The sequence below is a fragment of the Streptomyces sp. NBC_01142 genome, assembly GCF_026341125.1.
Lineage (GTDB): Bacteria > Actinomycetota > Actinomycetes > Streptomycetales > Streptomycetaceae > Streptomyces.
Window position 1 is genome coordinate 898370 of sequence record NZ_JAPEOR010000003.1, and the last position, 24496, is coordinate 922865.

The window sequence follows — 24496 nt, forward strand, 5'->3', positions numbered from 1 at the left end:
TGGCGCACGGCTGCGCACGCCACCCCGCGGGTGATCGGATCTTCCCATTTACGAGTAAACCACCCATATCGGTCACCGGTCGGGTCGGCGATGACGAGGGGCGGGCGGGGCGCCCGATGAGCGGCCGGGGCATGACCGGCCGGTTTTCTGCGGGATGCGCCGCCGAGGGCGCCCACGGTCGTCCGGGACGAGCAGCGCGGCAGTGGCGGCGCCCTCCTGCTTCCCGGTGCAGCCGACCGTGTGTTCCTTGTGTGCGGGAGCGCGGGCGGGCAAGAGGGGCTCCCGGCGCACAGTGACGTACGCGCGGAAGGCCGGAGTGCCACGCTCATGGCCCTTGCCGGCCTGGTAGCACGGATGCTCGGGGGCCACCCGTCGGCGAGGGCCGCCGCGGGTGGGGGCGCAGGGACGGGTCAGCCGGCCGTTTCGGCCTCGGGGCGGCGGCAGTCAGGGTGTCCCCAGCCCCGCTGGCTCTTCGCGATCAGGTCCTTGGCGGCGTACGGCTGACCGCAGTGGCACCGCCCGGCGAACTTTGCGCGGATGGTCCCCGTAGGGCGCGCCGGGTGGGATTTCGCGGAGGTCTTTTTCGTCGCCCTGGACCGTGGGCCCGTCGTGGCTTCAACGGGAGCAGGGATGGGCATCTCCTGCGCGCCTCGTGAGGTGCCGGCGGCTTTCTGTGTCACCGCGGCCTCGCCGGCCGCCTGGTCGGCGATCGCGTTCAGGTGGTCGCCGCCGACCTGGTGAGCCGGTACGTACAGGAAGTCCACGGTGCGGCCGGTCAGCAACGAATCGATACGCGTGACGAGGTCGCGGTTGGCGACCGGCTGCCCCGCAGCGGTCCTCCAGCCGTTGCGCTTCCAGCCGGCAATCCACTTCGTCACCGCGTTCATCGCGTACTGCGAGTCCATCCGCACCTCGATCGGTACGGCCGGGTCGGTGGACTCCAGCAGCTTCTCCAGGGCGGTCAGTTCGGCGACGTTGTTGGTGGCCTTGCCCAGTGGTCCGGCCTCCCAGCGCTCGGGCCGGCCCTGGGCGTCGGCGACGACCCAGGCCCAGGCGGCAGGCCCCGGATTTCCCTTGGATGCCCCGTCGCAGGCGGCGATGATGCGCTCAGACATCTCTCGATCATGCCAGTACCGGCGGGGAGGGCCGACCGAGGGCCGGTGTCAGCGTTCCGTAGACCGTTGCGCAAAGGTATCCAGTGCTAGAAATGAGGCATGAAGGGACGTTCCTGGCGATCCAGGCTTACGTCAGGCCGCCCACGCGTCGGCCCGCCCCTCCGGGATCGGCCGGGGCGTCCGGATTCGGGACGCGAGCCGAACACTCTGCACGGGAGCCGCCCCGGGAAGGGCCCCGGAGCGGCACGGCGCCCGCCGCGGCGAGGAGTGCGTTCCCTGATGGGTGTGCGCAGCGCCGCCGGTCAGGTGCTCTTCCTGCAGATCGTGGTCGCGGTGCTGCTGATCAGCGCCACGGTGGTGGCTCTCACGCTCCAGACGCGGCACGACAGCGAGCGGAATGCCCAGGACCGGTCCCTCGCCGCCGCCGCGTCCTTCGCGGACGCTCCGGGCATCGTCGCGGCACTGGGATCCCCCGATCCGACCGCCGCGCTGCAACCCCAGGCGGAAAGGGCTCGGCGCGGATCGCGCGTGGACTTCCTCGCCGTGATGACACCGGACGGGATCCGCTACGCCGACACCGATTCCGCGCTGATCGGCCGGCGCGCCGACGGGGTCGAACGTGCCGCGGCCGGACAATCCTTCACGGAGATCTTCGAAGGAGCCCCGACTGACGCGGCGCGGGCCGTCGTCCCCGTGATCGATGCCAGCGGTTCCGTTGTCGGCCTGGTGAGTGCCGGTGTCCGGATCGAGAACGTCGGGGCCGCGGTGGACCGCCAGCTGCCGGTGCTCCTCGCCTGCGCCGCCGCCGCGCTGGCCCTGGCCGCAGGCAGCTCCGCGCTGGTGAGCAAGCGGCTGCGGCGGCAGACGCACGGCCTGGGCCCTACCGAGATGACCCGGATGTACGAACATCATGACGCGGTTCTGCACGCCGTGCGCGAAGGGGTACTCATCTTCGGCAGCGACGACCGGCTGATGCTGGCCAACGATGAGGCGCGCAGGCTCCTCGAGCTGCCTCCTGCGGCGGAAGGACGCCACGTCGCCGATCTCGGGCTCGACGCGGACACCACCGAGCTGCTGGCGTCGGGCCGTACCGTCACCGATGAAGTACACCTGGCCGGGGACAGTCTGCTGGCCGTCAACACGCGGCCCACGACACTGGACGGCGGGCCTTCCGGCACTGTCGTGACACTCCGGGACACCACCGAGCTGCGTGCACTGTCCGGCATGGCCGAGGTGGCCCGAGAGCGCCTGAAGATGCTGTACGAGGCCGGAGTGCGGATCGGCACGACGCTGGACGTGGTGCGCACGACCGAGGAGTTGTCGGAGGTGGTGGTCCCGCGGTTCGCGGACTTCGTCACCGTCGAGCTGCTGGACCCTGTACTGCGCGGCGAGGAGCCGTCGGGCGAACACACGAAGATGCGCCGCACTGCGGTGAGCGGAATCCGCGAGGACGGCCCCTTCCAGCCGATGGGCGACCTGATCAGATTCGTCGTCCCCACGACGCCGATGGCAGCGGCTCTGGCAAGCGGCCATGCGGTGCTCGAGGCCGATCTGACCGTTGCCCACGGCTGGCGGGAGCAGGATCCCGCAGGGGCGGACCGAGCCCTCGCCTTTGGCGTCCACTCGCTGATTGCCGTGCCGTTGCAGGCTCGCGGTGTCGTCCTGGGCATGGCCAACTTCTGGCGTTCGGAGCGTCCCGAACGCTTCGAGGAGGACGATCTGTCCTTCGTCGAGGAACTCGCCGCCCGCGCCGCTGTCGCCATCGACAACGCGCGCCGTTTCACCCGCGAACACGCCATGGCCCTCACTCTCCAGCGCAGCCTGCTGCCACGTGTCCTGCCCGAGCAGAACGCCCTGGATGTCGCCTATCGCTATCTGCCCGCGCAGGCCGGGGTGGGCGGCGACTGGTTCGATGTCATCCCCCTGCCCGGCGCGCGGGTAGCCCTGGTCGTCGGCGACGTCGTCGGCCACGGCCTGCACGCCGCCGCCACCATGGGCCGGCTGCGCACGGCGGTCCACAACTTCTCCACCCTCGACCTGCCGCCGGACGAGATCCTGGGGCATCTCGACGAGCTGGTCTCCCGTATCGATCAGGAAGAGGGCGACAGCGAGGGCGGCGGCATCACGGGAGCCACGTGCCTGTACGCCATCTACGATCCGGTTTCAGGCCTCTGCAATATCGCAAGGGCCGGGCACCTCGCCCCCGTACTGATCCGCCCCGACGGAGCCGTGGACTTTCCCGAGGTGCCCGTCAACCCACCCCTGGGCCTGGGCGCTCTGCCCTTCGAGACCGCCGAACTGCGGCTCCCCGAGGACAGTCGGCTCGTCCTGTACACCGACGGCCTCATCGAGCACCGCGACCGCGACATCGATGCCGGCCTCGGCCTCCTGCGCGACACGCTGGCCGACGACGCGAACCGGACGCCGGAGCAGACGTGCCAGGCCGTGTTCAACGCCATGGTGCCCTCGCACCGCAGAGACGACATCGCGCTGCTGGTGGCCCGCACTCGCCTGCTGGACCCCGCCAGGGTTGCCGAATGGGACGTACCCTTCGACCCCGCGGCCGTTGCCCCTGTCCGCGCCGCGTGCGGCCGTCAGCTGGAGATGTGGGGTCTGGCCGAGATCGGGTTCACCGTCGAGCTGATGCTGAGCGAGCTGATCACCAACGCGATCCGCTACGGCTCCGAGCCGATCCACGTGAGGCTGGTCCACGAGCGCAGTCTGATCTGCGAGGTGTCCGACGGCAGCAGCACCTCCCCGCATCTGCGTCGGGCGGCGACCATGGACGAGGGCGGGCGCGGCCTGTTCCTTGTCTCCCAGCTCGCCGGACGGTGGGGCACCAGGTACACGCTCACCGGGAAGGTCATGTGGACCGAACAGTCCCTGGCCGACGGGCAGCAGGCACCCTGAAGGACAAAGAGCCACCGCACTGAGCCGGCTCGGGAGCGTTCACCGGCCGCCGGAGACCCTCACGATCGTGCCCGTGGCGTACGAGGCGTCCGCCGACAGCAGCCACGCGACGGCGGCGGCGATCTCGGCCGGCTCGCCAGGTCGTCCGAGCGGGATCTGAGCGGCTGCCTTCGCCGGCCGCTCCGGGTCCCCCATCGCGGCATGCATGTCCGTGTTGATGGTGCCGGGGGCGACCGCGTTGACCCTGATGCCGTCCCGGCCGAGTTCCTTGGCCAGGCCGACCGTCAGGGCGTCGGTGGCTGCCTTGGTCGCTGCGTAGTGGACATACTCGCCGGGGCTGCCGAGGGTGGCGGCTGCGGAGGAGATGTTGACGATGGCGCCGCCTCCGAGCGCGGCCATGTCCCGGGCGGCCCGCCGACAGCACAGCAGGTAGCCCAGGAGGTTCACCTCGACCACCCGTCGCAGGTCCCCGGTGCGGGCGTCGGCGAGCCTGCCGAGCGGGCCGGTCACTCCGGCGTTGTTGACCAGGCCGGTGACCTGGCCCAGTTCCGTCACGGCGGTGTCGAACAGCCGCTCCACGTCCGCCTCGTCGGAAGTGTCCACCTGCACCGTGACGCATCGTGCCCCCACCGCACGCACGGCGGCAGCCACTTCCGCGGCGGCCGCGCTGTTGCTGACGTACCCCAGGGCCAGGTCGTGCCCGTCGGCCGCCAGCCGGACGCATGTTGCTGCGCCGATGCCTCGACTGCCGCCTGTGACGATGGTGATCGGGCGTGACACGTGCTGCCTCCTGCGATAGCTGGTATGCGCATGTTTCGACAGCAAGTTCTACCTGACCACGAGGTGCCGCAGGTTCGACGGGCATGTGCCGGTTCGAATGACGCCACCAGCCACCAGCCACCAGCCACCCGCCGGGCCCGGTCACGCAACAGCGTGACCGGGCCTACGCCTTCAGGTTGCCTGTCTGCCTGTCTGCCTGCTGTCAGGGGGCCTTGATCAGGTCATGAGGAGGCACGGTCACCTTACGGGCGCCCGTCTTGCCGCTCAGGACGACCTTGCGGAGCGCGACGTTGTTCTTGAGGTTGCTCTCCTGGAGCCGCTTCTCGGGGTTGGCGATCACCTGGATGTAGTAGGTGCCGTTCGGCAGGTCGGTGACGTCGAAGGACTGGCCGGGACGGTACTGCGTGTACGTGTCGCCGGAGCCGACATCGAGTACTTCCCGCACAGAGATCGAGCTCTCCTGGCCACACGCGGTGGACAGGTCGGTGTTGTTCGGGTGCCAGTTGGCGTTCTTCACCGTGTAGTCGACCGCGTCGGTGTTGGCCAGGCAGAAGGCTTCCTTGCCGCTGCGCACGATCTCCTTCTGGTTGGCGCTGAGCAGGCGATAGCTGGCGAAGTCGGTGAAGTGCCAGTGTTCGTGGCCCACGCGCGCGTCCCACTCCATGGTGCCTGTGGGTGTGTAGCCGACCTGCTTTCCGGCGGCGTCGTAGAAGTACTGGTAGGCGTCCATCAGGGCCTTGCCCGGACTGCGGAAGCCGTCCACGACCAGCGGCGCAGGGCCCGCGTTCCAGACGTTGGCGCTGAAGACCATGTAGTCCTTGCCCGGGACGTCCCCGTCCTCTCCGTCAGAGATGCCGATGTCCCAGGCCGGCAGCGAACGGAGGTCGGGCTTGGGTACGTTCTTCGGTACGTTTGCCCGGCCGGTGGGGCGCTTCGCGCTCGGCTTCAGCGCGGGCGCGATCCGGGAGCCGTCGGTGTGCCCGGGCCCGTCGCCCAGGTGCGGCGCCGTGCGGCCGGCCTTGAGCGCGTACGGCAGTGCGGGCGGTGCGGGGGCGTCGGCTCCGCGGCCCTCCTGGTACGCATGGCCCGTGCCGCTCGTCGCCGCCCCGTGGCCCGAGTGTCCGGCCGCCGCGGACGAGTGTGAGCCGGGGGCCGCCCCGCGCCCACCGCCCTCTTCGGGGCTGCGCTCGCGCACCGTCACGTTGAGCGTCTGCGGCTTGTCCGGGATGCCGAACAGATCGCGGTAGCGCTTCGTCACGGACAGCTTGGCGGTGTACTTGCCGACCGCCAGATTGACCGGCTCGGAGTAGTAGCCGGCGTAGGTGTTGGACGCCCAGCCGTTCTCGACGCCCCACACGGAGCCGAGAGTGAAGGGGTTCGTGGGACAGCTCTCGGGATACTGGGACTTGGCCGGGGCGTCGGGACGGATCCGTCCCGACGCGTTGTTCGGACAGAAGGTCTCCGTCTTGTTCACCACCGTCTTGCCGGCCGCGTCGGTGAGGGTGACCTGGAGGAAGCCCGACAGACCCGAGAAGTCCTTCACCAGGCCCGCCGGGAGGGTCTTGGTCCGCGTCTTCTTCCCCTCGCGGATGATCTGCTTGGCGACGACGGGGTCCTTGTAGGACTTGCGCGTCACGTTGAACTCAAGCGGCCCGCCCTCGGCGGTGATGTACGTACCGAGGTCCAGGTAGACCCCGGAATCGCCTTCCCACCGGTCGAGAGTCACCGAGGTGGAGGCGGCGATCATGCGGAGCTTGGGCGTCGGTGCCGGTGTCGGCGCTTTGGTGACGGGCGCGGCGGCGGCCAGGCCGGCGACGACGGTGAACGCTGCGGAGGCGGCGAGCGCCGAACGCCATAGACGATTGCGATGGTGTCTGATCATCGATCCTCGATTACGAGAGCCACTGGGACATGGGGCTGAACAGACGGCGCACGGCAAGCCGGACGAGGCGGGTAGGACCCGACAGGCTCCGATCGGAACCGTGGCCTACCCGTGAGATCAGGTGGACGCCACCACAGGTTGTCTGCCGACCCAGAAGTCACGGATCGTTGTCCGAAAATGCATCACAGATCGTAGTTCAAGCCGTCGCAGCACAGTTTGCACCCTGAAGGCCCATCAGTTGTGGTATGGCAGGGCGCTGACGACCTACCGGGGCGCGAGGGGCGGGGACCCCGTCAGCCCGGTCAGGGCTGCGTGCGGATACGGTTGAGCGCGCCCCGCACCTCGGCCGTCTCCGGAGCATCCTTCCCGACGGTTTCCACCAGGAGCGGGTACAGGTCCGCCAGTTCCTCGACGGCGTCGCGGATCCGTCCGGCGGAGTGCAGCAGCAGCCCGATGTGACGGCGTACTTCCAGGAGCAGCACATCGGTGCTCGGCCGGACGGCCCGGAGCTGTTCCGAGAGGGCTTGGAACTCCTTGAGTGCCCCTGTGCCGTCCCCGAGCCGCATTCGGCAGTACGCGGCCTTGCTGCGACACTCGATCGCCCCGTCCGCATGATCTGACCCCGCCGCCTCGAGCTCATCGGCGAGCGCGACATACGCGGGGAGGGCATGTCCGTACCTTCCGTCGTCGAACAGCGCGAGCGCCTGGACGATACGCAGGCGCACGGGCAGAGGCTCCGACGCCGGGACGTCGGTGTCGGTGTGGGTGTCAGTGTCGGTGTCGGTGTCGGTGTCGGTGTCGCGGATGGTGGGCGTGCAGGGTACGCATCTGTTCCGCTGCTGCGGCGGGGACACCTCTTCCGAGTTGTCGATGAATGGCCTGAGCCTGTCGTACACGTCGCGGGCGGAGGCCGGTCGGTCGTCCGGCCTTTTGGCCAGCAGCTCGAGCACGAGAGCATCCAGGACGCTGTCGAGCTCGGGCCGTAACCACCGCAGAGGTACCGGCGGGCGATCATGGTGATCGCGCATGAGCTGAAGCGGCGATTCGGCCGTGAAAGGCGGTTCGCCGGCCAGGAGGTGATAGAGCACGCACCCGAGCGAGTAGAGATCGCAGCGCGGCGTGACGAGGCTGCCGGCATCGAACTGTTCCGGTGCCATGTACGAGACGGTGCCCAGCACGCGCTTGCTGGAGGTCAGCTTCCTGTGGGCGGAGCCGAAGACCGCGGCCACCCCGAAGTCGAGCAGCTTCACCATGCCGTTGCCGGCCAGCATGATGTTGCCGGGCTTGAGATCGCGATGGACCACAGGGTCGGCATGGGTATGGGCGAGGATGTCGCAGATCTGCGCACCGATGGACACCACTTGGCCCGTCGGCAACCGTCCGTTGCGTGTGATGACCTGCGTCAGATCCTCGCCGAGTACCAGCTCCATGACCATGTAGAGCGTTCCGGCGTCACGGTTGAGCTTGGCGTCGTACAGCACCGGTATGCCCGGGTGATGGAACCGGGCGATGATCCTGGCCTCGCGCCGGAAGCGCTCGACCAGTTCCTCCAGTTCCGCCACGTTCGTGCCCGGAGCCACGCGGTGGGGGTGGATGAGTTTGAGTGCCACAGAACGCCGCAGCTCACGGTCGTAGCTCTGCCAGACCTGGCCCATCCCGCCCTCGCCCAGGCGGGTCCGAAGCTCGTAGCGGCCCTCGATGATCCGTACGTCAGACGGCACCGGTGCTGTCGCCCATCCGCATCGTCCGCCAGATCTCTTCGGCGAGCTCCACCAGCGTGCCCTCGTCCGGCAGCGCCCAGTACCGCACCCCCTGTACGGCGACCGGCGCCTCATCCCATTCGGCGCTGCGCCAGATGTGCATGACCAGGCTGCTCGGCGAGTAGCGCTGCCTGTCGGCCGCCCAGATCAGAGGCCGACGGGGATCGTTGACCCAGGTGGCGAGGAAGCGGCTGGGGTCCGCGTTGAGCCACTCTCCGACCGCACGCTCCTCGGCAGCGCTCGGGCGGTACATCAGCCGGGTCCCGTCGGCGATGCGACCGTGCTCGACCAGGAGCTTGACGCTGCTGGGGCGCCGTTGCGGCCGGGGTGCCTCCACCTGCACATGCTGCCGCTGCGGGGCGAGCTCCAGGGCGTCTGCCACCCCGGCGAGCCCGCGCATCACGCCTTCGACCAGCTCGCGGCACTTTCGTTCGTCGGTGAACGTGCTGGACACGAAGATATGGGGGCCGTAGAGCCGGTCCACGAGAGAGATGAGCAGGGAGAGGATTTCCCCGACCCGCTCCAGGACGGTGCCCAGCCCGGCCTCCCAGTCCGAGTCCGGCTCCTCGATGCCTTCGTTGCCGACGGTCTGGAAGAGGATGTGTGCGACCAGGAGACTGCCGCTGTCGGCGATCGCACGGGCGCGTCCGGGAAGGCTGGCGGCCATTTCGTGCAGCGCCTCGCTGACTGTCCTCAGCAACTGGACGGATCGCCAGATCTGACAGGCACCGGGACGCCGGGCGAAGAGCTGGGTGTACGCCCCGTAGGGCGCTTCGTGCCAGAGGAATTCCTTGTCCCCTCTCACCCGTACGACGAGTGAGGCGTCCGGGTGGGCGCACGCCAGCGCGGTGGCCGCTTCCACCACCGAGCATCCCACCGCCGGGGACGGTACGAGCTCTCCTCGCTTGTACACGTACCGCTTGCCGAGTGACAGCGCGAAGTCCTCGCGAATGAGTGCCTGGTTGGCGTCGAGGGCGATGAAGTCCCGGGCCTCCATGTGGTTCTGCGTGTTGGTCGTCTCGGTGATTCGCGCGGCGAGACCCTCCGGGGCGTCCTCCACGGAAATGACGCGGACGGGTACGTACGCCTCGGCGACGGCGTCAGGATTCTGCTCGAAGGCGCGGTACGCGGAGGTGACGGTCTGCGCGCCATTGACGACTCGGGCGTTGGAGAGCTGGAGTCGCACGGGTTGGCCCTCGGCCCGGCGGGCGAAGAACTCGGTGCGGATCGAGTCGCAGAGCACGGTGATGCCGTTGTTGTAGTACCAGAACTCCTGAGGGTTCTTGAGCAGGCTGGTGACGAGGGCTTGATTGACTTTCGTCAGGCCCAGGGAACGGCGCACATTGCGTTCGTACAGCGCCTCGCCGTGCTCCTGGTACCAGCGGGCCAGCTCGTCGGCGGTCACCGCGCCGTCGAACGCCGGGTAGGGGGTGCTGAAGGAGTGCCAGCCCGCGGCCATGGTGGCGCTGACCGAGATCGGTGTCGGAGCCATGTCCTGCCGCACTGCGGAGTGAAAGTCGGCGGTGTTGAGGAAGCGGACGTCGACCACGTCGCCCATGGCCCCGAACTCAGCCATTCCGTCCAGCAGGAGCGACTCGGCCTCCCGTGAGGCCCGGCCGTCTCCCATGACTGCCACGACCAGATGCATCTTGCAGCGGGGTGAGGTGAGAACGTCGTCGACCCGGTTGGCCAGGCGCTGGAACCGGACGTTGAACCGGTCGAACTCCCGCTCGGCGAGCTTTCGCATGCCTTCGACGAGACGGCGCGCGCCGTCGGGGGTGAGCTGCGCAGTGCCCTGGTGACTCCACTTGGCCTGGATCAACCACAGCTCCGGTACGGCGAGCGAGAAAGCGACGGCGTCGATGCCCAGGTCGTCGCGGCCGTCGATGACGGCTTCGGCGGCCTCTTCCGGCCCGCAGCCCGTCAGTATCCGCACGGTCTTGGCCGCGGTGGCCCGGGAGAGGAAGGCCGTGTCCAGGGCCGTCGGCTCGCGATGCGCGTGGTCGCTCATGTCGATGAGGTCGGTGAACTCCCGTGCCAGAGCGTCACGAATGTGTCGAACCTCCAGGGGAGTGCTCTTCTCCGCCCGCATGTCACTGCCCATGGATGCCTCCCTGCTCAGCAGCCGTCCGTACGCCTGCCCCCGGCAACGGAACCGTGCCGATCGCGTACCTCAGCACTGCTGGAACCGGTCGTGCGCGTACTCCACGGAAAGAGGGCTCGCCACCAGGCAAGGAGAGCGCCGGAACCCGGCCCCGGAGGCGGCGGCGCCCGGAGCGAACTGCGCCGACACCCGGGCGTACCCCCGCATCCACGCGGCAGTGCGCATCGGGCCGGGGCCGGCATGGAGTGCGCTGAGCAGGGCACGCACGCCCTCCGAGGCGGTGAACGCCGGCGCGTGGGGGAGAACCCCGTCCGGGGACTCGTCGGCCGTTGGATCGCGCTCGACGGCGAGTGCGCGCACCACGTGCCCGGCGTCGGTGACAAAGGTCTCGCCGTAACTCGCCCCGCCGCCGAAGCTCTCCAGGTCCGGCCCCTCGACCGACTGCGGTGTGTGACCGATCAAGTGGCGGATCGAGCCGTGCATCAGCAGCCGGAAGCCGGCTTCACGGTCGTACCCGGGCTCGTCGTCCGCGAACGGGTCGGCGAACAGCACCATGTGCTGGTACTCGCCTTTGAGGGTGACGCAGCGCAGGGGCGCCTCGAAGCGAACCCACTGACCGGGGCGCAGGTCGGGCTCGGTGAACCAACGCGCCGCCCGGTCCAGATGTTTGACCACACGCCGCAGGTGTCGCAGTCGGGCGTGATCGCTGTCCGCGGCGGGCGGTTCGACGTCGAGACCGCCCAGCGGGGTGGTCACCCGTAACGCGCCCGGCCGGGCGAAGCGGTGCGGCTTGGGCACGAACTGGCCCAATTTGCTGTCCGATAAGTAGATGAACTCGCGCAACGTCGCCCTCGCCCCGTAGACGTTCCTTCCCGCCACATAATGTCACCGGACAGAAGGTGGCATCTGACGCTTCGGCACACTCGTACGGTCCGGGGGCGCAGGGAACCGGTGAGGACTTGGGTGGCCAGGGCCGCAGTCACAATCCCCCGGCCACCCACTCGAGTCGGGGCTCGCTTCAGAGCGGAGGCAGGTGCCGGGCGAAGAACGAGCGCACGTGGCTGCGCACCATGGGAACCGACTCTTCCGGGGCGACGGGGCCGACCAGCGTGATCCGGTTGTCAGCGGTCATCAGCGCGGCGGCCTGCAACTGAGGCGCTATGGCCGCGTAGTCGGTGAACACCCCGTGCGCGGCGCCGTCGAGCTGCCGTCGGCGGGTGCATCCGTGCGAGTGGGCGAGCGCGGCCGACCAGGAACGCTCCAGCACCTTCCTGTGGGGGAAGCCATCGGTTCCCAGCAGGAGCAGCGGCCGGTCCACCCCGTACCGGGCGATCGGGAGCAGCATCCCTTCCTCGCCGGGCTTGTTCGGCGGGTAGTCCAGGTAACCCTCCAGATTGACCGCCGCGCCGACGCGTCGGTCGTCGTACATCGTCTCGGCCGCGGTGGTGCCGCCCGCCGAGTGGCCGTAGACACCCACCCGCCGCAGATCCAGTGCACGCCCGAGGTGCTCCGGCAACGCGTGTCCCTCGACATCCGGGTTCGGCCCTGCCGCCGCCAGCACTTCCAACTGATCCAGCACGAACCGGGTATCCGCAATCCGGGTTGCGATCATGGTGCGGGAGAGCTTCGGATCCAGCCGGGGATCTCCCCGGAAAACGGTCGGACGGACCTTGTCCCTCCCCGTCATCACATGGGGAAACTCGACGGCACTGGCGTCACCGGGGTGATCGATGCTCACCACCACGTAGCCGTGGCTCGCCAGCTCTTCGGCGATCCCGGTGCCCATGGCGCGTGGGTCGCCGCCTCCCGGGCTGTACAGCAGCACCGGTCGACGCACGGCCTGGGCGGGTGCGTCCGCGTGCGAATGCGTCATGGTGGCCGCCCAGTTCACACCCGCCCGCGGCAACTCCGGGTGGCCCATGGGGCCGAGCGTCGTGAACAGCTCCGCGGCACCCTCGGACATGTGTGGTGCGACGGGACAGCCGCGGACGGTGCGGGCCGGATAGAACACCGAAACCATCACTTCCCGCACGGGGATCTCCGGCTCCCACGGGTCGCGCCTGGAGCGATCGACCAGATGCAACGTGGTCACCCCGATCCGGTGCGGGCCGGTCGGCGCCGGCAACCGTACGGTGACGTCGTCCGCGGCCTCTGCCTGCGCGGCCTCTGCCTGCGCGGCCTCTGCCTGCGCGGGCCGTGCCTGCGCGACGCCGCCGCCCGCGAGCAGTGCCGCGGCGGCCGGCACGGCCGACTTGGTGACGGTCCGCCGGTCCACTGCGATGGCGCCCTCACCCTCGGGGACGACATCGAGGCCTCGCTCGAGCCCACAGGCTCGGCCCACCCGCTCATCGTCGCCGAACTTCTTGCGGAACATGGCTCCCCTTATGTGTCTGTGACTTCAGTCCTTGCGCCTTCCGGCGGCCCCCGGGTGAATGAAGGGGCATGACCTGAATGCTGGCGCCCAACGGGGAACGCGGGCGATGGTTGAGGCCCTGGCCGAAACGATGGCGCAGGGCTGCCGACGAGAGTCAGGGAAAGTAGTGATCCGGATCCATTTGACGGCCGCGGACTTCGCGCGGGTCCGGTTCGCGTCCGGGGCGGCCCCGTTGCAGGAGCTGAACGCGGCCCTCCTGAAAATGTGCCGTCCGGACGACGGACTGCTCTTCGGCCGCTGGAGACGACGGTTGCTCCAGTCCTTGCCGGCCGCCGTCGGGCCGCTGAGGGACCTGGTCCCCGCGGACGTGGCCCCCAACTTCATCGACGTGATCAGCGACAGTCTCAAGGAGGGACTGGACACCGTCCGGGCTTCGCCCCCGGACCTGGTCCGCTCCGAAATCGAGCGAGTGTACGCCCAGCGCACGCCCCCGGTTCCGCCGTGGATCCGCGACCTGCACCGAGGTGACGCCGACGCCTGGTAGCTCCTCCGCCGGGCACAGCACGCGGCCTTCGAAACAGTGCTGCGCCCTGTATGGCCCCTCGTGCAGGACCTGCACCAGACGGAGTTCACCCGCCATGCCCTGGCCGTGGCTGAGCACGGTGTCGGCGCCGCACTCGCCGCACTCCTCCCCAGCACCCGACTGCACGAAGGGGTCTGGCAGTTCGAGGCGTCGGGTGAGCGGGACATCAAACTGCGCGGCCACGGCGTGGTGCTACTGCCCACCTTCCACTGGACCGGCCATCCCCTCATCTCCCACCTGCCCGACCGCCCCCTGGTCCTGACCTACCCGGCGGGTCCGGGCCTGCCCCTTTCGCTTCCGCCGACCGGGACCGGTGGAACGGACGATGCGCTGGCCGGGGTGCTCGGGCGAACCCGCGTCGGCATACTGCTCCTGCTCGCGGAGGAACACACCACCAGCGAGCTCGCACGGCGGCTGGGCGTCAGCAATGCCACCGTTTCCGCCCACACCGCCGCGCTGCGCGGCGCAGGCATGATCACCACGGTCCGCGCGGGACGGGCGGTTCTGCACCGGCGCACTGCTCTGGGGAGCCTGCTGGTTCGGCGACGCAGTGGAACGCGGAGCGCGAACGGCTGACAGCCCACGGCCATGGTCCGCCTCAACCGGTACGGGCTGCACACCTGGTCGGCCGATGGCGCGCCGGCTCAGTTCCGCTCGTCACTCCCGGCGCCCGACAGCAGTTTCTCGTGGGACCGCTGTCCGCGGGCGGCGCTCGTGAGGGGGCCGGGGCCCGCGTTCGCCGCCGAGTGCAGAGCACGCAGGGCCAGCAGCAGCACACCGATGTCATCGAGGTAGACGGGGTCGGGAATCAGGTCGACAGGGCAGATGGCATAGACGAGCGCACCCCAGAAGACCGCCTTGTTCTTCAGTGGCACTCCGGCCTCGCGCAGTACCGCACGGGCCCGTGCCACCTTGACGACCAGCACGAGGGTCACCGCCAGCATCGCCAGGACCGCGATCGCGGCGACGATCAGAGCGACCGTCAGTTCGGTACTCATGGTGCGGTCTCCTCGGAGCGACGGTCTGGGCTGTCTTTATCTGTGTTCCCCCCGGGGCGTCGTCCAACGGCGGGCGGCGCCTGCATCTGCGACATGCCGACCGCGTCACCTCTCACCGAGGCCTGCCGGAGTGGCGGTACTCGTGCAGCCCGCAACCGGCCACCCCGCCATGGGGACATCCGTCCCACCAGCGGTATATGTGGCCGGCAGCGTGCGGAAGTACGAGTACGGCCTACTGGGTGCCGGCGAGCTGCTCCGAGAGCTCCTGCTCGTCCTGCTCCGTGAGTGAGGTCTTGAGGAGGGTTCCGCCGTAGCGCTGCATCTCAGCAGCGAACTTGTCTTCGGTGATCTTCGACGCCATGATCACGACGGCTGAGGAGCCGGGCTTGAGGAGGTTCTGGACCTTCGCCCGGAATTTGTCGTCGACCCCCATCTGGCTCAGCTTGCCGATGAGCCCCCCGACAGCGGCGCCCACCACGCCGATTCCGGGGAGGAGTACGAGGATCCCGAAGACCATGCCCCACAGGGCGCCGGCGGTGGCCGACACGGCCACTTTCTCGCTCCTGCCGGGGGTGTCGACGTGGATCTCGCCGTTTTTGTCCACCGAGACGACGGCGAGTCCGGTGAGGTCGACCACGTGGCCCTTCTGCAGCTCCTGAACCGCCTTGAAGGCGTCGCTCGCGACTGATGGGTCGTCGTAGCCGATGACGATGAGTTCGGACATCAATGCCTCCTTGGTCGCCAGATCGGCACTACGAACCATATGTCTGATTTTCCGATGGGGCAGAAGATGTGTGGGGCGCGCTGCGGCGGGCCGTGGCGGCGCCGGGGTCGACGATGGGCTGCCGTGATCGACCGCCCTCCGCGATGTTAAGAATCTTTGACACGATGTCTGAGTTGCTTTACATTCGTGGAATGCCATTCGAAGAGAAGAGCGCATGGGTCATGGGGGTGCTCGCGGTCGGTACGTATGCGGGCTACCTCCTCGTCATTCTTGGGCGCGCGGGAGACGCCCCTCTCGCCGAGGTGCCGTACGTGGCGGCGCTGCTGTGGGCACTGGGCATCTCGATCGCAGCGTCGATCGTGCTCCATATGCTCATCGCGATGTTCTGGCCGAAGGACAAGAAGGATCAGCGCGACCGGGAGATCAATCGGTTCGGCGAATACATCGGCCAGTCATTCGTCGTCATCGGGGGGGTGGCGGCGCTCGGCATGTCGATGGCCGAGCTGGACTACTTCTGGATCGCCAACGCGGTCTACCTGGCGTTCGTGCTGTCGGCGATCCTCGGTTCCACGGCCAAGATCGTCGCGTATCGCCGGGGCTTTCAGCCATGGTGAAGCCCACCAGGGTCACGAACGCGATCCGGGCACTCCGGTTCACGCACGGAGAGATGACACAAGCGGATCTGGCCGAGCGAATCGGCGTATCACGTCAGACCGTCATTGCCATCGAGCAAGGCAGGTATTCGCCTTCCCTCGAAATGGCATTTCAGATCGCCAAGGTGTTCAAGGTCCCGCTCGACACTGTGTTCCAGTACCCGGACAGCGAAGGAAAGACACCATGAAGGCAATAGTCCAGGAGAAGTACGGGTCGCCCGATGACCTGGAACTCAAGGAGATCGACAAGCCGGTGGTCGGCGATGACGACGTGCTCGTACGCGTTCACGCCGCCGGCCTCGACCAGGGCGTCTGGCACCTCGTCACCGGCCTGCCGTACCTGCTTCGCATCATGGGGTTCGGGCTGCGCAGACCCAAAACCCGCGTTCCGGGTCTGGACGTCGCAGGGCGCGTCGAGGCAGTGGGCCGGAACGTGACCCGGTTCCAGCCCGGTGACGAGGTGTTCGGCACCTGCGCGGGCTCCTACGCCGAGTACGCCTGCGCGCGCCAGGACAAGTTCGCGCCCAAGCCGACGAACGTCACCTTCGAGCAGGCGGCGGCAGTCCCCAGCTCCGCTTTCGCCGCCCTCCAGGGTCTTCGCCGCAGCGCACAGGTCCAGGCAGGGCAGAAGGTGCTGGTCATCGGTGCGGGCGGAGGCGTCGGGACGTTCGCGGTGCAGCTGGCCAAGGAGTTCGGAGCGAACGTCACCGGTGTGTGCAGCACGAAGAAGACGGAACTGGTCCGCTCGATCGGCGCCGACGACGTCATCGACTACACACGCGAGGACTTCGCGAACAGGCCGCACCGCTACGACCTGATCCTCGACGCCGCGGGTGGTCGTTCGCTGTCACACCTCCGGCGTGCTCTCGAACCCCGGGGAACTCTCGTCATCGTGGGATCCGAAACGGGAGGACGGTGGATGCGGGGCGTGGACCGCGCGCTCCGGGCGGCGATGCTGTCACCGTTCGTGAATCACACACTGCGGATGCTGGTGTCCACGGAGCGCACGGAGGACCTCCAGTTGCTGGGGGAACTGATCGAGGCCGGCAAGCTCACTCCGATCGTCGACAGGACCTTCTCGCTGAGTGAGGTTCCCAAGGCCATTCAGTACCTGACGGACGGCCACGCCCGCGGCAAGGTCGTCATCACGCTGTGAGGTGAGACGTGACCGGCGGCCGGCGGGTGGATGAGGCCCCGTGGGCGGGGGCGAGCGCCCGCCCCCAAGCCCGGTCGCGGCGGCGGGTCGACGGCATGAAGGTCTGGCCGTACCGGGCGAAGGGGCGCCGGGGCGTTCGGGTCAGGTGGTGGGGGACTGGTAGAGGCCGCGGCCGGCTCGGTGTGCCCTGGAGGTGGCGACGAGGCGGTCGAGGGTACTGCGGACGGCGTTGATGCTGCCTGTGGTGTCGTCACGGCCGAGAGCTTGGGCGACGTCGCGGGCACGGACGGGGCTGCCGTCGGTCGTGGCCAGGAACTCCACGATCTGCTCGGTGAGGCCGCTGCTGTCCTTGGGCGTTGTGACGGGCGCGGTCTTCTTTGCTGTGGTGGAGGCGGTGCGCCTTGCCGCGGTCGTCTTCTTCGCCGGGCGGGACTTCTGCTTTTCCTTCTTGGAGGCCTGTGTGGGCTGCTTCCGGCCGGTGGCGGCAGGCGCCTTGCGGGTCCTGCGGCGGGTGGGGGCCGGGGGAGTGGCCGCTGCCTCCTCCTCCGGTGCTTGGGGGGTGTCTGTCTCGTGGGTAACGGGGGCAGACTCTGTCTGCGCTGTGGACTTGGGGCCTGTGGCGAGTTCGGCCTCGGTGCTGGCAGAGGGCGCGGGCTTGGTTTCGGGGGCGTTGTCGGGAGCGGCCGGCTCCTGAACCTGGGGGGCTGCGGTCAGTGCCTGCAGGGCGGTGAGGGCGTTGCGTACCGATTCCAGACGCTCGGTGACATGAGCGAGCTCCTTCTCCAGGGTCTGCTGGTGTTCTTCCAGTCGGGGAAGTTCCGCCTGCAGGAGTGCAGTTGTCGCTGCGACGCTTCCCGGTGTGCCGGCTGTGGAGGTCATAGTTCTGCCTTTCCATCCGGCCCACCATTGCTGGACGCTGTCGGTGGGCACTGGGGGAGCAGCCTAGGGGGTGTTGCTGTGTTGTTGTGAGGGCCGGGAGCGATAATGCGACGGCAGCGGGTCGTGCTGGTCGCCGGACCGGTGCTGAGATCGTCCGCGTACGGCGCCTGAGCGAGGTCGTAGTGCGCTCCAACGGCATCGACCACCTGGCCGACTTCGGGGTCGCATGCGGACAGGTCGACGCCCTGTAGTCGGTGGCGTTTCGCCGCCGGCGCAGTCGACCGCCGCGGCACACCACGCCGCCGCCGGACACAGCAGCGACGCCCCGGCCATGGCGGTCCATGGCCGTCCATGCGGGCGTGCTGCACGTGCCCGGGCCGCCCGGATCGGTCGGGTCGTGTTTGGTGTTACTGATGGCGGTACTGGTCGTTGTCATCCATCGCCGCTCGCGTACACGGCTTCCCCTTTGAGCGCATGAGCGCAACCTCATGAACGCGCCGTAGGTGTCGGTGTCGAACGTCACTGGCTTCCTCCCGGGCACGGGAGGAAGCCAGTGGTCAGCCGGCGGGCTGCTGCGGTCCCGGGCCGACTTCGCGTACGACCGTGTAGGTGGGGACTCCGCTCATGCGTGGCTCGGCCCTGCCGGCCAGCCCGTCAACCGCCTTCTGGATGGCGGCCATCCGCCCCTCGGTGTCGGACGTCTCGACGAAGTTGCGATAGTCCGCCTCGTCCGCCCAGTGGACGATGTTGTACACCCGGGTCCCATCGGTGCTCACATGGAAGCGGGCCGATCGGTAGCCGGGATAGAAACGCACCCACTGTTCCTGGAGGTTGGCGAACACGTCCACGAGCTCGGCCTGGGTGGCGGGACCGTCGACGGTGTAGTCGATGATCGAGTAGAAGCCGGTGTCGGTGCTCATGAGTCTGCTCTCCTGGTGTGTCGGCAATGCGCGTGGACGGCTGTCCGCTGAGGAAGATCTTTCAACCTCAACCAGACTTGAGGTCAAGCGCGATCCCTCGCCCCGTACGAGACACACTGCGACGACCCTCGCCCTGCGCCCCGCAGGCCACCTGCCCACGGCATGCCACCGAAGTGGAGCTGCGCCGGGCCCGTGACGCGCGCCCGCGCGTCAGCAGAGCATGGTGAGTGCCCCAGGCTGCACCCTTACCGTTACGGGGAGGGTCGCCTCGATCTCGCCGTCCGCGCCGTAGGGGATATCGCGATCGGCCTCGATGCGAACCTCCTTTCCCCGCAGGATCTCCACTTCCGGTCGCCCCAGGTGCGCCCCTGTTTTGAGCTCGTTCATGATCGCGAAAAACAGCCGCTTGGGGGCGTGCCGGATGACGACCACGTCCAGCAGGCCGTCGTCGAGCTCTGCGCCGGGGGCGATTTGACGGCCGAACCCGTAGAAGCGGGAGTTGGCGGCCACGACCGTGTAGCCGCGCCGTTCGTGCTGCACTCCGTCCACGGTGATGCGGTAGTCGACCGGCCGCCAGGTCAGCACCGCGCGGGCGCCGCCCGCGTAGTACGAGGCGGCACCCCTCAGAAACCGGGCCGTGTTGGCGTACTGGTTGGCCACCGCGTCGACGCCCGCGTACACACTGCCGAGCACACACGTCCGGTCGTGCACAGCGGATTCGACCTGGATGGTGTCGATCGCCCGCGGCGAGCCGTTGAGCAGCACTTCGGCCAGCGCCGGTGCCTCGGCCGGCAGCCCGAGCGCGCGGGCGAAGTCGTTGCCGCGGCCGGCCGGGACGATGCCGAACACGGTGTCGGTGCCGCTCAGCGCCCCGCCGACACAGCCGGCGATCCCGTCGCCGCCCACGGCGAGCACGACGTGTCCGCGCTCACCGGCCTGCTGCGCCAGCTCCCGCGCGTGCTCCAGGCTGCGGCTGTACTGGGTGTCGAGCTGTGCCCCGGCCTCCCGTAGGAGGCGGGCCAGCGGAAGCAGGGCCGCCGTACCGCTGGAACCCCCTGCGGTGGGGTTGACGATGGCGGTGAAATCTCGCATGAATGCGCCTCCGGTCGGCACGGGGCAAGTCAGCGGACGGGGATGAGAACGCCGGGGTTGAGTACCCCGGCCGGGTCGATTTCGTTCTTGACGGCCTGCAGGATACGGACGCCGACAGGGCCGATCTCCCGCGTGTACCAGTCGCGGTGGTCGGTGCCCACACCGTGATGGTGGCTGATGGTGCCGCCGGCCGAAAGGATCGCGTCGTTGGCGGCGCGCTTTGCCGGGGCCCAGTGGGCGAGCGGATCGTCTCCCTGTGCCGAGACCACGGTGAAGTACAGGGACGCGCCGTTCTCGTACACGTGGGAGATGTGGCACATCACCAGGGGTGGAGTGCCTGCGTCGGCCAGGGTCGTGGTGAGTGCCTGGCGCACGGCGTCGTACAGAGCCGGCAGGCCGGACCAGAAGGTCGCGGTCTCCAGGGTCTCGGCGAACGCTCCGGCGTCCAGCAGCGCGTCGCGCAGATACGGGGCGTTGTAGCGGCCGTGGGCCCACCGGGTGCCCGGTTCTTCGCCGAGGAATTCACCGCCGCAGGCAAGCAGCACCTCCCGGGCACGGGCTCGCCGGTCCGCAGTGTCCTCGGCGGTGCCCTCATAGCCCGCAATGGCCATGCAGCCGGCCTCCTGCGGGGCGTCGGGCCCTCCGATGGCGTCCGGCTGCGCGAGGCCGACGAAGGTCTCCGTCTCGTCCGACAGCCGTAGCACGGTCGGCTGCGGACCGTCCTGGGCGAGCTTGCGCAGTGCCAGCGCGCCCGCCTCGAAGGACGAGAAACGCCAGCCCTCGTAGACCCTGGTCTGCGGCATGGGCCGGAGCCGCACGGTCACCGATGTGATGACACCCAGCGCGCCCTCGGAGCCGAGGACCAGCTGGCGAAGATCCGGGCCGGCCGCGGACCGGGGCGCGCGCCCCAGTTCCAGGGTGCCCTCGGGGGTGGCCACGGTGAGGCCCAGCACCATCTCGTCGAATCGGCCGTATCCCGCCGATGCCTGGCCGCTGGAACGCGCGGCGGCGAACCCACCGATCGAGGCCCACTCGTACGACTGCGGGAAATGGCCCAGGGTGAACCCCTGCTCGTTGAGGAGCGCCTCGCACTCGGGTGCGCGCAGCCCGGGTTGCACCACAGCGGTGCGGGAGACCTCGTCGAGGGCGATGAGGCTGTCCATCCGGCGCAGGTCCAGCGCGATGAAGCAGCGCTTCGACTCAGGGGTCAGTCCGCCGACGACGGAGGTCCCGCCTCCGAACGGTACGGCGGACACGCCGTGTTCGGCACAGACTCGCAGGACCGCCAGGACCTCGTCGTGGCTGCCCGGCAGCGCGACGGCTGCCGGGATGTCGTCGACCTCGCCGGCGCGGATGCGCAGCAGGTCGGGGGTGGACTTGCCCCGGGTGTGCCGGATACGTGCCTCGGCGTCGATGCGCACGTGCGCAGCGTCACCCAGGCAGTCGATCAGCGCCTGACGGGCCTCGCCGGTGAGGGGCGAGTCCGGGGCGGCGATGCTGTCGATGTGCGCGGGGCCGCTCTCGTTCGGAGTGACGCCGAGCAGGTCACGCAGCAGGCCGATCACTGTGTCGGGCAGCGGGGCTGCCTTGGCCGGGTCTCCCCAGCCGCTCCACAACATGTCCACTTGGATCCTCACCCTCGGTTTTGCGGGTCGTCCTGTTGCACGTCCTGCTCTGGCATTACACTGTGACAGATGACGCCCATTCGTCACAACCGTTCGGACGGAGATGCCGTCCTTGATGCGGCACGCGACTGTGTCCTGGCTGTCGGCGTACGCCGCACCACCCTGACCGACGTGGCCCGGCGCGCCGGCGTGTCCCGCATGACGCTCTACCGCCGATGGCCGGACGTACGGACCCTGGTCGGCGACGTGATGACCCGGGAATGGATCGCGCTCGCTGTCAGCACGATGCCCGGCGAGGAGCCGGGTGTCTCCACGCTGGCCCGGCTCGTCAACGGAATGGTCGCCGGAGTCACCGCCTTCCGCGCCCATCCCCTCTTCCGCAAGATCATCGACGTGGACCCCGAGCTGCTTCTGCCCTACGTGCTCGACCACCGGGGCACCAGTCAGGACGCGCTGCTGGGCCTCATCACCGGTGCCCTGCGGGAGGGCCACGCCGACGGGTCCGTCCGCCGGATGAACCCCGACCTTCAGGCCCGCTCGCTGCTGCTCGTCGCGCAGTCCTTCACGCTCTCGCTGCGCACGATGACCGACGAAACCGACCCTGAACTCAACGAAGCGGCCTTCCTCGAAGAGCTGCGGAACCTTCTGGAGAGGACCCTTACGCCATGAGCCGCTCGAGTGGACGCGCTCCTGCCCCCTCCTCGCTCAACGCGGCACGCCGACGCCGCGAACTCGCCGAACTCGCCGACGGTGCCCAGGTCGACGTGCTTGTCATCGGCCTCGGCGCAACGGGTGCCGGAGCCGCGCTCGACGCCGCCTCACGCGGACTGACCGTCGCCGCCATCGACGCCCATGACCTTGCTTTCGGGACCTCGCGGTGGAGCTCGAAGCTCATCCACGGCGGACTGCGCTACCTCGCCACAGGCCAGCTCGACGTCGCCCACGAAAGCGCCGTCGAACGTGGCGTCCTGATGGAACGCACCGCCCCCCACCTGGTACGCGCCCAGCCTTTCGTCCTGCCGCTCACCCCACTGGTCTCCCGCGGCCAGGCCGCGCTTGCCTGGGCCGGCTTCAAGGCCGGCGACCTCCTGCGTGCCTCCGCCCGCACCTCACGAGCCACCCTGCCCGCCCCCCGCACCCTTTCCGCGGTGGAGACCCAGCACATGGCCCCCGCGCTGCGGTCGACAGGCCTGCGCGGGGGACTGCTGTCCTGGGACGGTCAACTCACCGACGACGCCCGCCTGGTGACCGCGATAGCCCGCACAGCGGCCGCGCACGGCGCCCGCATCCTCACCCGCACGCGCGCGCTGTCACTCACCGGTTCCGGCGCAACCGTCCGCGACGAACTGACCGGAGACGAACTGGACATCCGTGCCCGTACGGTCATCAACGCCACGGGAGTGTGGGCGGGCAGCCTCGTCGACGACATACGGCTGCGCCCCTCTCGCGGTACGCATCTGGTCCTGCGCTCCGAGGAGATCGGCAGCCTCGCCGCCGGTATGCACATCCCGATACCGGGGGAGCCCAACCGGTTCGTGCTCGTTCTGCCGCAGGGCGACGGCCGGGTGTACGTGGGGCTGACCGACGAGCCGATCGACGGCAGCATCCCGGACGTACCGGAGGTGCCCGAGACGGACATCGGCTTTCTCCTCGACGTGCTGGGATCGGCCCTCGACGTATCCCTCAGCCGCGATTCAGTGGTGGGAGCATTCGCCGGCCTGCGTCCGCTCCTGGACACCACGGCTTCGGACACCGGCCGCACCGCCGACATCTCCCGCAAGCACGCCGTGCTGACCTCACCCCAGGGTGTTGTCACAGTCGTCGGCGGCAAGCTCACCACGTACCGGCGGATGGCCCAGGACGCCGTCGATGCCGCCGTCACCGCGAGTGCTCTCACCGCCGGCCGATGCCGCACGACCTCCATCCCGCTCGTCGGCGCCGCCCGGCCCCGTACGCTTGCCACGCTCGCCGTGCCCCGACGTCTGGTCCGCCGCTACGGCTCCGAAGCCCTCGCCGTCCACGCACTCGGCCTCGCCGACCCCTCCCTGGCCCTTCCGGTGGTTCCCGGACACCCGGTCACCAAAGCGGAACTGCTGTGGGCGGTCCGCCACGAGGGAGCCCTCGACGAGTCGGACATCCTCGATCGCCGCACCCGCATCGGCCTGGTCCCGCACGACCGCCGAACGGCGGGCGAAGCAGCACGGGACGCACTTGCTCGCTGAGCTCACACCCGGGCGTCGGGGAAGGACAGCTCTGCGAGGTCGGGGAGCGACTCGGCGGGAGGGCAGTCACCGAATACCCCTGGAACACGGACGACCCGGGCTGCGGCAACAGGGAAGAGGCGGCATCCACTCCTCCCAGTGAGCAGCCCGGGGTAGGCCGTACGCGCACTCGAGCGAGACCCAACTCGTCGACAACAGGTTCGCGAAACGCGTACGCAGCGACCGGGGGACCACTCCCCACGTGGGACGAAGCTGCACAGCAGGCCGCGTACAGTGCCTCCTGTCGGAGCGTTTCCTCCCCATGGCCGCTGATCCGGATCCGTCCATGCGCGGCAGAACACTTCCCTCCCATCGAACGGTCGTATGATTCGCTGGAGTTCTCTCCTTGCATCACCTCTCCACGGGGCGACCAGGTGGGACAGTCACCCATACGTCGGCGGGACGACCACGCCGACGCACCTCAGTTTCGAGAGGCATACATGACTACCGATGCAACCCGGCGCGATGGTGGCAACGAGCCGCCTCGGGCCACCACACCTGCTGCGGCCTATGTCGGGCTGTTTCGCGAACCGCACTTCACCGTCGACCTTCCGCCCCTGGACGACGAGGACGCAGCTCCCGCCCACATCCCGGCCCCGGCCCGGCACCCGCGCGCTCGCGGCTGAACTGCTGGGTGCTGTGACCGGGCACCCGATGGGCGGGAGGCCGTCCCCGCAGTC

General features: G+C 69.1%; 22 protein-coding genes. 9 read left to right on the forward strand and 13 right to left on the reverse strand.

Annotation, left to right across the window (positions count from 1 at the left end; all coding sequences use genetic code 11):
* Positions 1-410: 410 nt before the first annotated feature.
* On the reverse strand, positions 411-1115 hold the full coding sequence (locus tag OG883_RS38105; RefSeq protein WP_266551396.1) for a ribonuclease H: 705 nt from the start codon (positions 1113-1115) through the stop codon (positions 411-413).
* Positions 1116-1394: 279 nt separating this feature from the next.
* On the opposite strand from OG883_RS38105, the gene OG883_RS38110 reads away from it, so the two are divergent.
* On the forward strand, positions 1395-4025 hold the full coding sequence (locus tag OG883_RS38110; RefSeq protein ID WP_266551398.1) for a SpoIIE family protein phosphatase: 2631 nt from the start codon (positions 1395-1397) through the stop codon (positions 4023-4025).
* 39 nt (positions 4026-4064) lie between these two features.
* Here the strand turns inward: OG883_RS38110 and OG883_RS38115 are convergent, their stop codons facing one another.
* From OG883_RS38115 to OG883_RS38140, 6 genes are all read right to left on the reverse strand, one after another.
* Positions 4065-4805, reverse strand: a complete 741-nt coding sequence (locus OG883_RS38115; protein WP_266551400.1) for an SDR family NAD(P)-dependent oxidoreductase — start codon at positions 4803-4805, stop codon at positions 4065-4067.
* 202 nt (positions 4806-5007) lie between these two features.
* On the reverse strand, positions 5008-6687 hold the full coding sequence (locus tag OG883_RS38120) for a lysyl oxidase family protein (protein ID WP_266551401.1): 1680 nt from the start codon (positions 6685-6687) through the stop codon (positions 5008-5010).
* Between the two features lie 302 nt (positions 6688-6989).
* Positions 6990-8408, reverse strand: coding sequence for a serine/threonine-protein kinase (locus OG883_RS38125; RefSeq protein WP_266551403.1), 1419 nt, complete (start codon positions 8406-8408; stop codon positions 6990-6992).
* Positions 8398-10551 (reverse strand): AIPR family protein, encoded by a 2154-nt coding sequence (locus OG883_RS38130; protein WP_266551405.1) that lies wholly within the window; start codon positions 10549-10551, stop codon positions 8398-8400. The genes OG883_RS38125 and OG883_RS38130 overlap by 11 nt, the downstream gene beginning before the upstream one ends.
* 69 nt (positions 10552-10620) lie before the next feature.
* On the reverse strand, positions 10621-11430 hold the full coding sequence (locus OG883_RS38135; protein ID WP_266551407.1) for an SAVMC3_10250 family protein: 810 nt from the start codon (positions 11428-11430) through the stop codon (positions 10621-10623).
* A gap of 139 nt (positions 11431-11569) precedes the next feature.
* Entirely contained in the window at positions 11570-12925 is a 1356-nt protein-coding gene (locus tag OG883_RS38140; RefSeq protein WP_266551408.1) for an alpha/beta hydrolase, read from the reverse strand.
* A 166-nt stretch (positions 12926-13091) separates the two neighbouring features.
* Between OG883_RS38140 and OG883_RS46895 the strand changes: the two genes are divergently transcribed.
* A complete protein-coding gene (locus OG883_RS46895; RefSeq protein ID WP_323181048.1) occupies positions 13092-13469 on the forward strand; it encodes a regulator in 378 nt (125 codons plus the stop codon).
* A 60-nt stretch (positions 13470-13529) separates the two neighbouring features.
* Entirely contained in the window at positions 13530-14084 is a 555-nt protein-coding gene (locus OG883_RS46900) for a winged helix-turn-helix domain-containing protein (RefSeq protein ID WP_323181049.1), read from the forward strand.
* Between the two features lie 68 nt (positions 14085-14152).
* Here the strand turns inward: OG883_RS46900 and OG883_RS38150 are convergent, their stop codons facing one another.
* Together OG883_RS38150 and OG883_RS38155 are read right to left on the reverse strand one after the other, a co-directional pair.
* On the reverse strand, positions 14153-14506 hold the full coding sequence (locus OG883_RS38150; RefSeq protein WP_266551410.1) for a YkvA family protein: 354 nt from the start codon (positions 14504-14506) through the stop codon (positions 14153-14155).
* Between the two features lie 232 nt (positions 14507-14738).
* Complete coding sequence (locus tag OG883_RS38155) at positions 14739-15230, reverse strand: DUF1269 domain-containing protein (RefSeq protein WP_266551412.1); 492 nt, start codon at positions 15228-15230, stop codon at positions 14739-14741.
* Positions 15231-15394: 164 nt separating this feature from the next.
* On the opposite strand from OG883_RS38155, the gene OG883_RS38160 reads away from it, so the two are divergent.
* Genes OG883_RS38160 through OG883_RS38170 form a run of 3 tightly spaced genes read left to right on the forward strand, consistent with a single transcriptional unit; the run spans position 15395 to position 17039 of the window.
* Positions 15395-15844 (forward strand): hypothetical protein, encoded by a 450-nt coding sequence (locus OG883_RS38160; protein ID WP_266551414.1) that lies wholly within the window; start codon positions 15395-15397, stop codon positions 15842-15844.
* Positions 15838-16071, forward strand: coding sequence for a helix-turn-helix transcriptional regulator (locus tag OG883_RS38165; protein WP_266551416.1), 234 nt, complete (start codon positions 15838-15840; stop codon positions 16069-16071). The genes OG883_RS38160 and OG883_RS38165 overlap by 7 nt, the downstream gene beginning before the upstream one ends.
* Positions 16068-17039 (forward strand): NAD(P)-dependent alcohol dehydrogenase, encoded by a 972-nt coding sequence (locus tag OG883_RS38170; protein ID WP_266551418.1) that lies wholly within the window; start codon positions 16068-16070, stop codon positions 17037-17039. Before OG883_RS38165 ends, OG883_RS38170 begins: the two co-directional genes overlap by 4 nt.
* 141 nt (positions 17040-17180) lie before the next feature.
* Here the strand turns inward: OG883_RS38170 and OG883_RS38175 are convergent, their stop codons facing one another.
* From OG883_RS38175 to OG883_RS38190, 4 genes are all read right to left on the reverse strand, one after another.
* On the reverse strand, positions 17181-17918 hold the full coding sequence (locus OG883_RS38175; protein WP_266551420.1) for a hypothetical protein: 738 nt from the start codon (positions 17916-17918) through the stop codon (positions 17181-17183).
* Between the two features lie 557 nt (positions 17919-18475).
* Positions 18476-18838, reverse strand: a complete 363-nt coding sequence (locus OG883_RS38180) for an antibiotic biosynthesis monooxygenase (protein ID WP_266551422.1) — start codon at positions 18836-18838, stop codon at positions 18476-18478.
* Positions 18839-19048: 210 nt separating this feature from the next.
* Entirely contained in the window at positions 19049-19930 is an 882-nt protein-coding gene (locus tag OG883_RS38185; protein WP_266551424.1) for a diacylglycerol kinase family protein, read from the reverse strand.
* A gap of 29 nt (positions 19931-19959) precedes the next feature.
* Positions 19960-21555: an FAD-binding oxidoreductase gene (locus OG883_RS38190; RefSeq protein WP_266551426.1), complete on the reverse strand. Its 1596-nt coding sequence runs from the start codon at positions 21553-21555 to the stop codon at positions 19960-19962.
* Between the two features lie 69 nt (positions 21556-21624).
* Here OG883_RS38190 and OG883_RS38195 point away from each other — a divergent pair, with 69 nt between their 5' ends.
* The 3 genes from OG883_RS38195 (at position 21625) to OG883_RS38205 (ending at position 24442) form a co-directional block, all read left to right on the forward strand.
* Positions 21625-22224 (forward strand): TetR/AcrR family transcriptional regulator, encoded by a 600-nt coding sequence (locus tag OG883_RS38195; RefSeq protein WP_266551428.1) that lies wholly within the window; start codon positions 21625-21627, stop codon positions 22222-22224.
* On the forward strand, positions 22221-23777 hold the full coding sequence (locus OG883_RS38200; RefSeq protein ID WP_266551429.1) for a glycerol-3-phosphate dehydrogenase/oxidase: 1557 nt from the start codon (positions 22221-22223) through the stop codon (positions 23775-23777). Before OG883_RS38195 ends, OG883_RS38200 begins: the two co-directional genes overlap by 4 nt.
* 479 nt (positions 23778-24256) lie before the next feature.
* Positions 24257-24442 carry a hypothetical protein gene (locus OG883_RS38205; protein ID WP_266551430.1) on the forward strand — a complete coding sequence of 62 codons (186 nt, stop codon included), beginning with the start codon at positions 24257-24259 and terminating at the stop codon, positions 24440-24442.
* Positions 24443-24496: the final 54 nt, after the last annotated feature.

Coding starts and splice junctions, on each gene's coding strand:
- OG883_RS38105 (WP_266551396.1), bottom strand. CDS start 1,115: ATGTCTGAGCGCATCATCGCCGCCTGCGACGGGGCATCCAAGGGAAAT.
- OG883_RS38110 (WP_266551398.1), top strand. CDS start 1,395: ATGGGTGTGCGCAGCGCCGCCGGTCAGGTGCTCTTCCTGCAGATCGTG.
- OG883_RS38120 (WP_266551401.1), bottom strand. CDS start 6,687: ATGATCAGACACCATCGCAATCGTCTATGGCGTTCGGCGCTCGCCGCC.
- OG883_RS38130 (WP_266551405.1), bottom strand. CDS start 10,551: ATGGGCAGTGACATGCGGGCGGAGAAGAGCACTCCCCTGGAGGTTCGA.
- OG883_RS38140 (WP_266551408.1), bottom strand. CDS start 12,925: ATGTTCCGCAAGAAGTTCGGCGACGATGAGCGGGTGGGCCGAGCCTGT.
- OG883_RS38150 (WP_266551410.1), bottom strand. CDS start 14,506: ATGAGTACCGAACTGACGGTCGCTCTGATCGTCGCCGCGATCGCGGTC.
- OG883_RS38155 (WP_266551412.1), bottom strand. CDS start 15,230: ATGTCCGAACTCATCGTCATCGGCTACGACGACCCATCAGTCGCGAGC.
- OG883_RS38160 (WP_266551414.1), top strand. CDS start 15,395: ATGTCTGAGTTGCTTTACATTCGTGGAATGCCATTCGAAGAGAAGAGC.
- OG883_RS38165 (WP_266551416.1), top strand. CDS start 15,838: ATGGTGAAGCCCACCAGGGTCACGAACGCGATCCGGGCACTCCGGTTC.
- OG883_RS38170 (WP_266551418.1), top strand. CDS start 16,068: ATGAAGGCAATAGTCCAGGAGAAGTACGGGTCGCCCGATGACCTGGAA.
- OG883_RS38175 (WP_266551420.1), bottom strand. CDS start 17,918: ATGACCTCCACAGCCGGCACACCGGGAAGCGTCGCAGCGACAACTGCA.
- OG883_RS38180 (WP_266551422.1), bottom strand. CDS start 18,838: ATGAGCACCGACACCGGCTTCTACTCGATCATCGACTACACCGTCGAC.
- OG883_RS38185 (WP_266551424.1), bottom strand. CDS start 19,930: ATGCGAGATTTCACCGCCATCGTCAACCCCACCGCAGGGGGTTCCAGC.
- OG883_RS38195 (WP_266551428.1), top strand. CDS start 21,625: ATGACGCCCATTCGTCACAACCGTTCGGACGGAGATGCCGTCCTTGAT.
- OG883_RS38200 (WP_266551429.1), top strand. CDS start 22,221: ATGAGCCGCTCGAGTGGACGCGCTCCTGCCCCCTCCTCGCTCAACGCG.
- OG883_RS38205 (WP_266551430.1), top strand. CDS start 24,257: ATGACTACCGATGCAACCCGGCGCGATGGTGGCAACGAGCCGCCTCGG.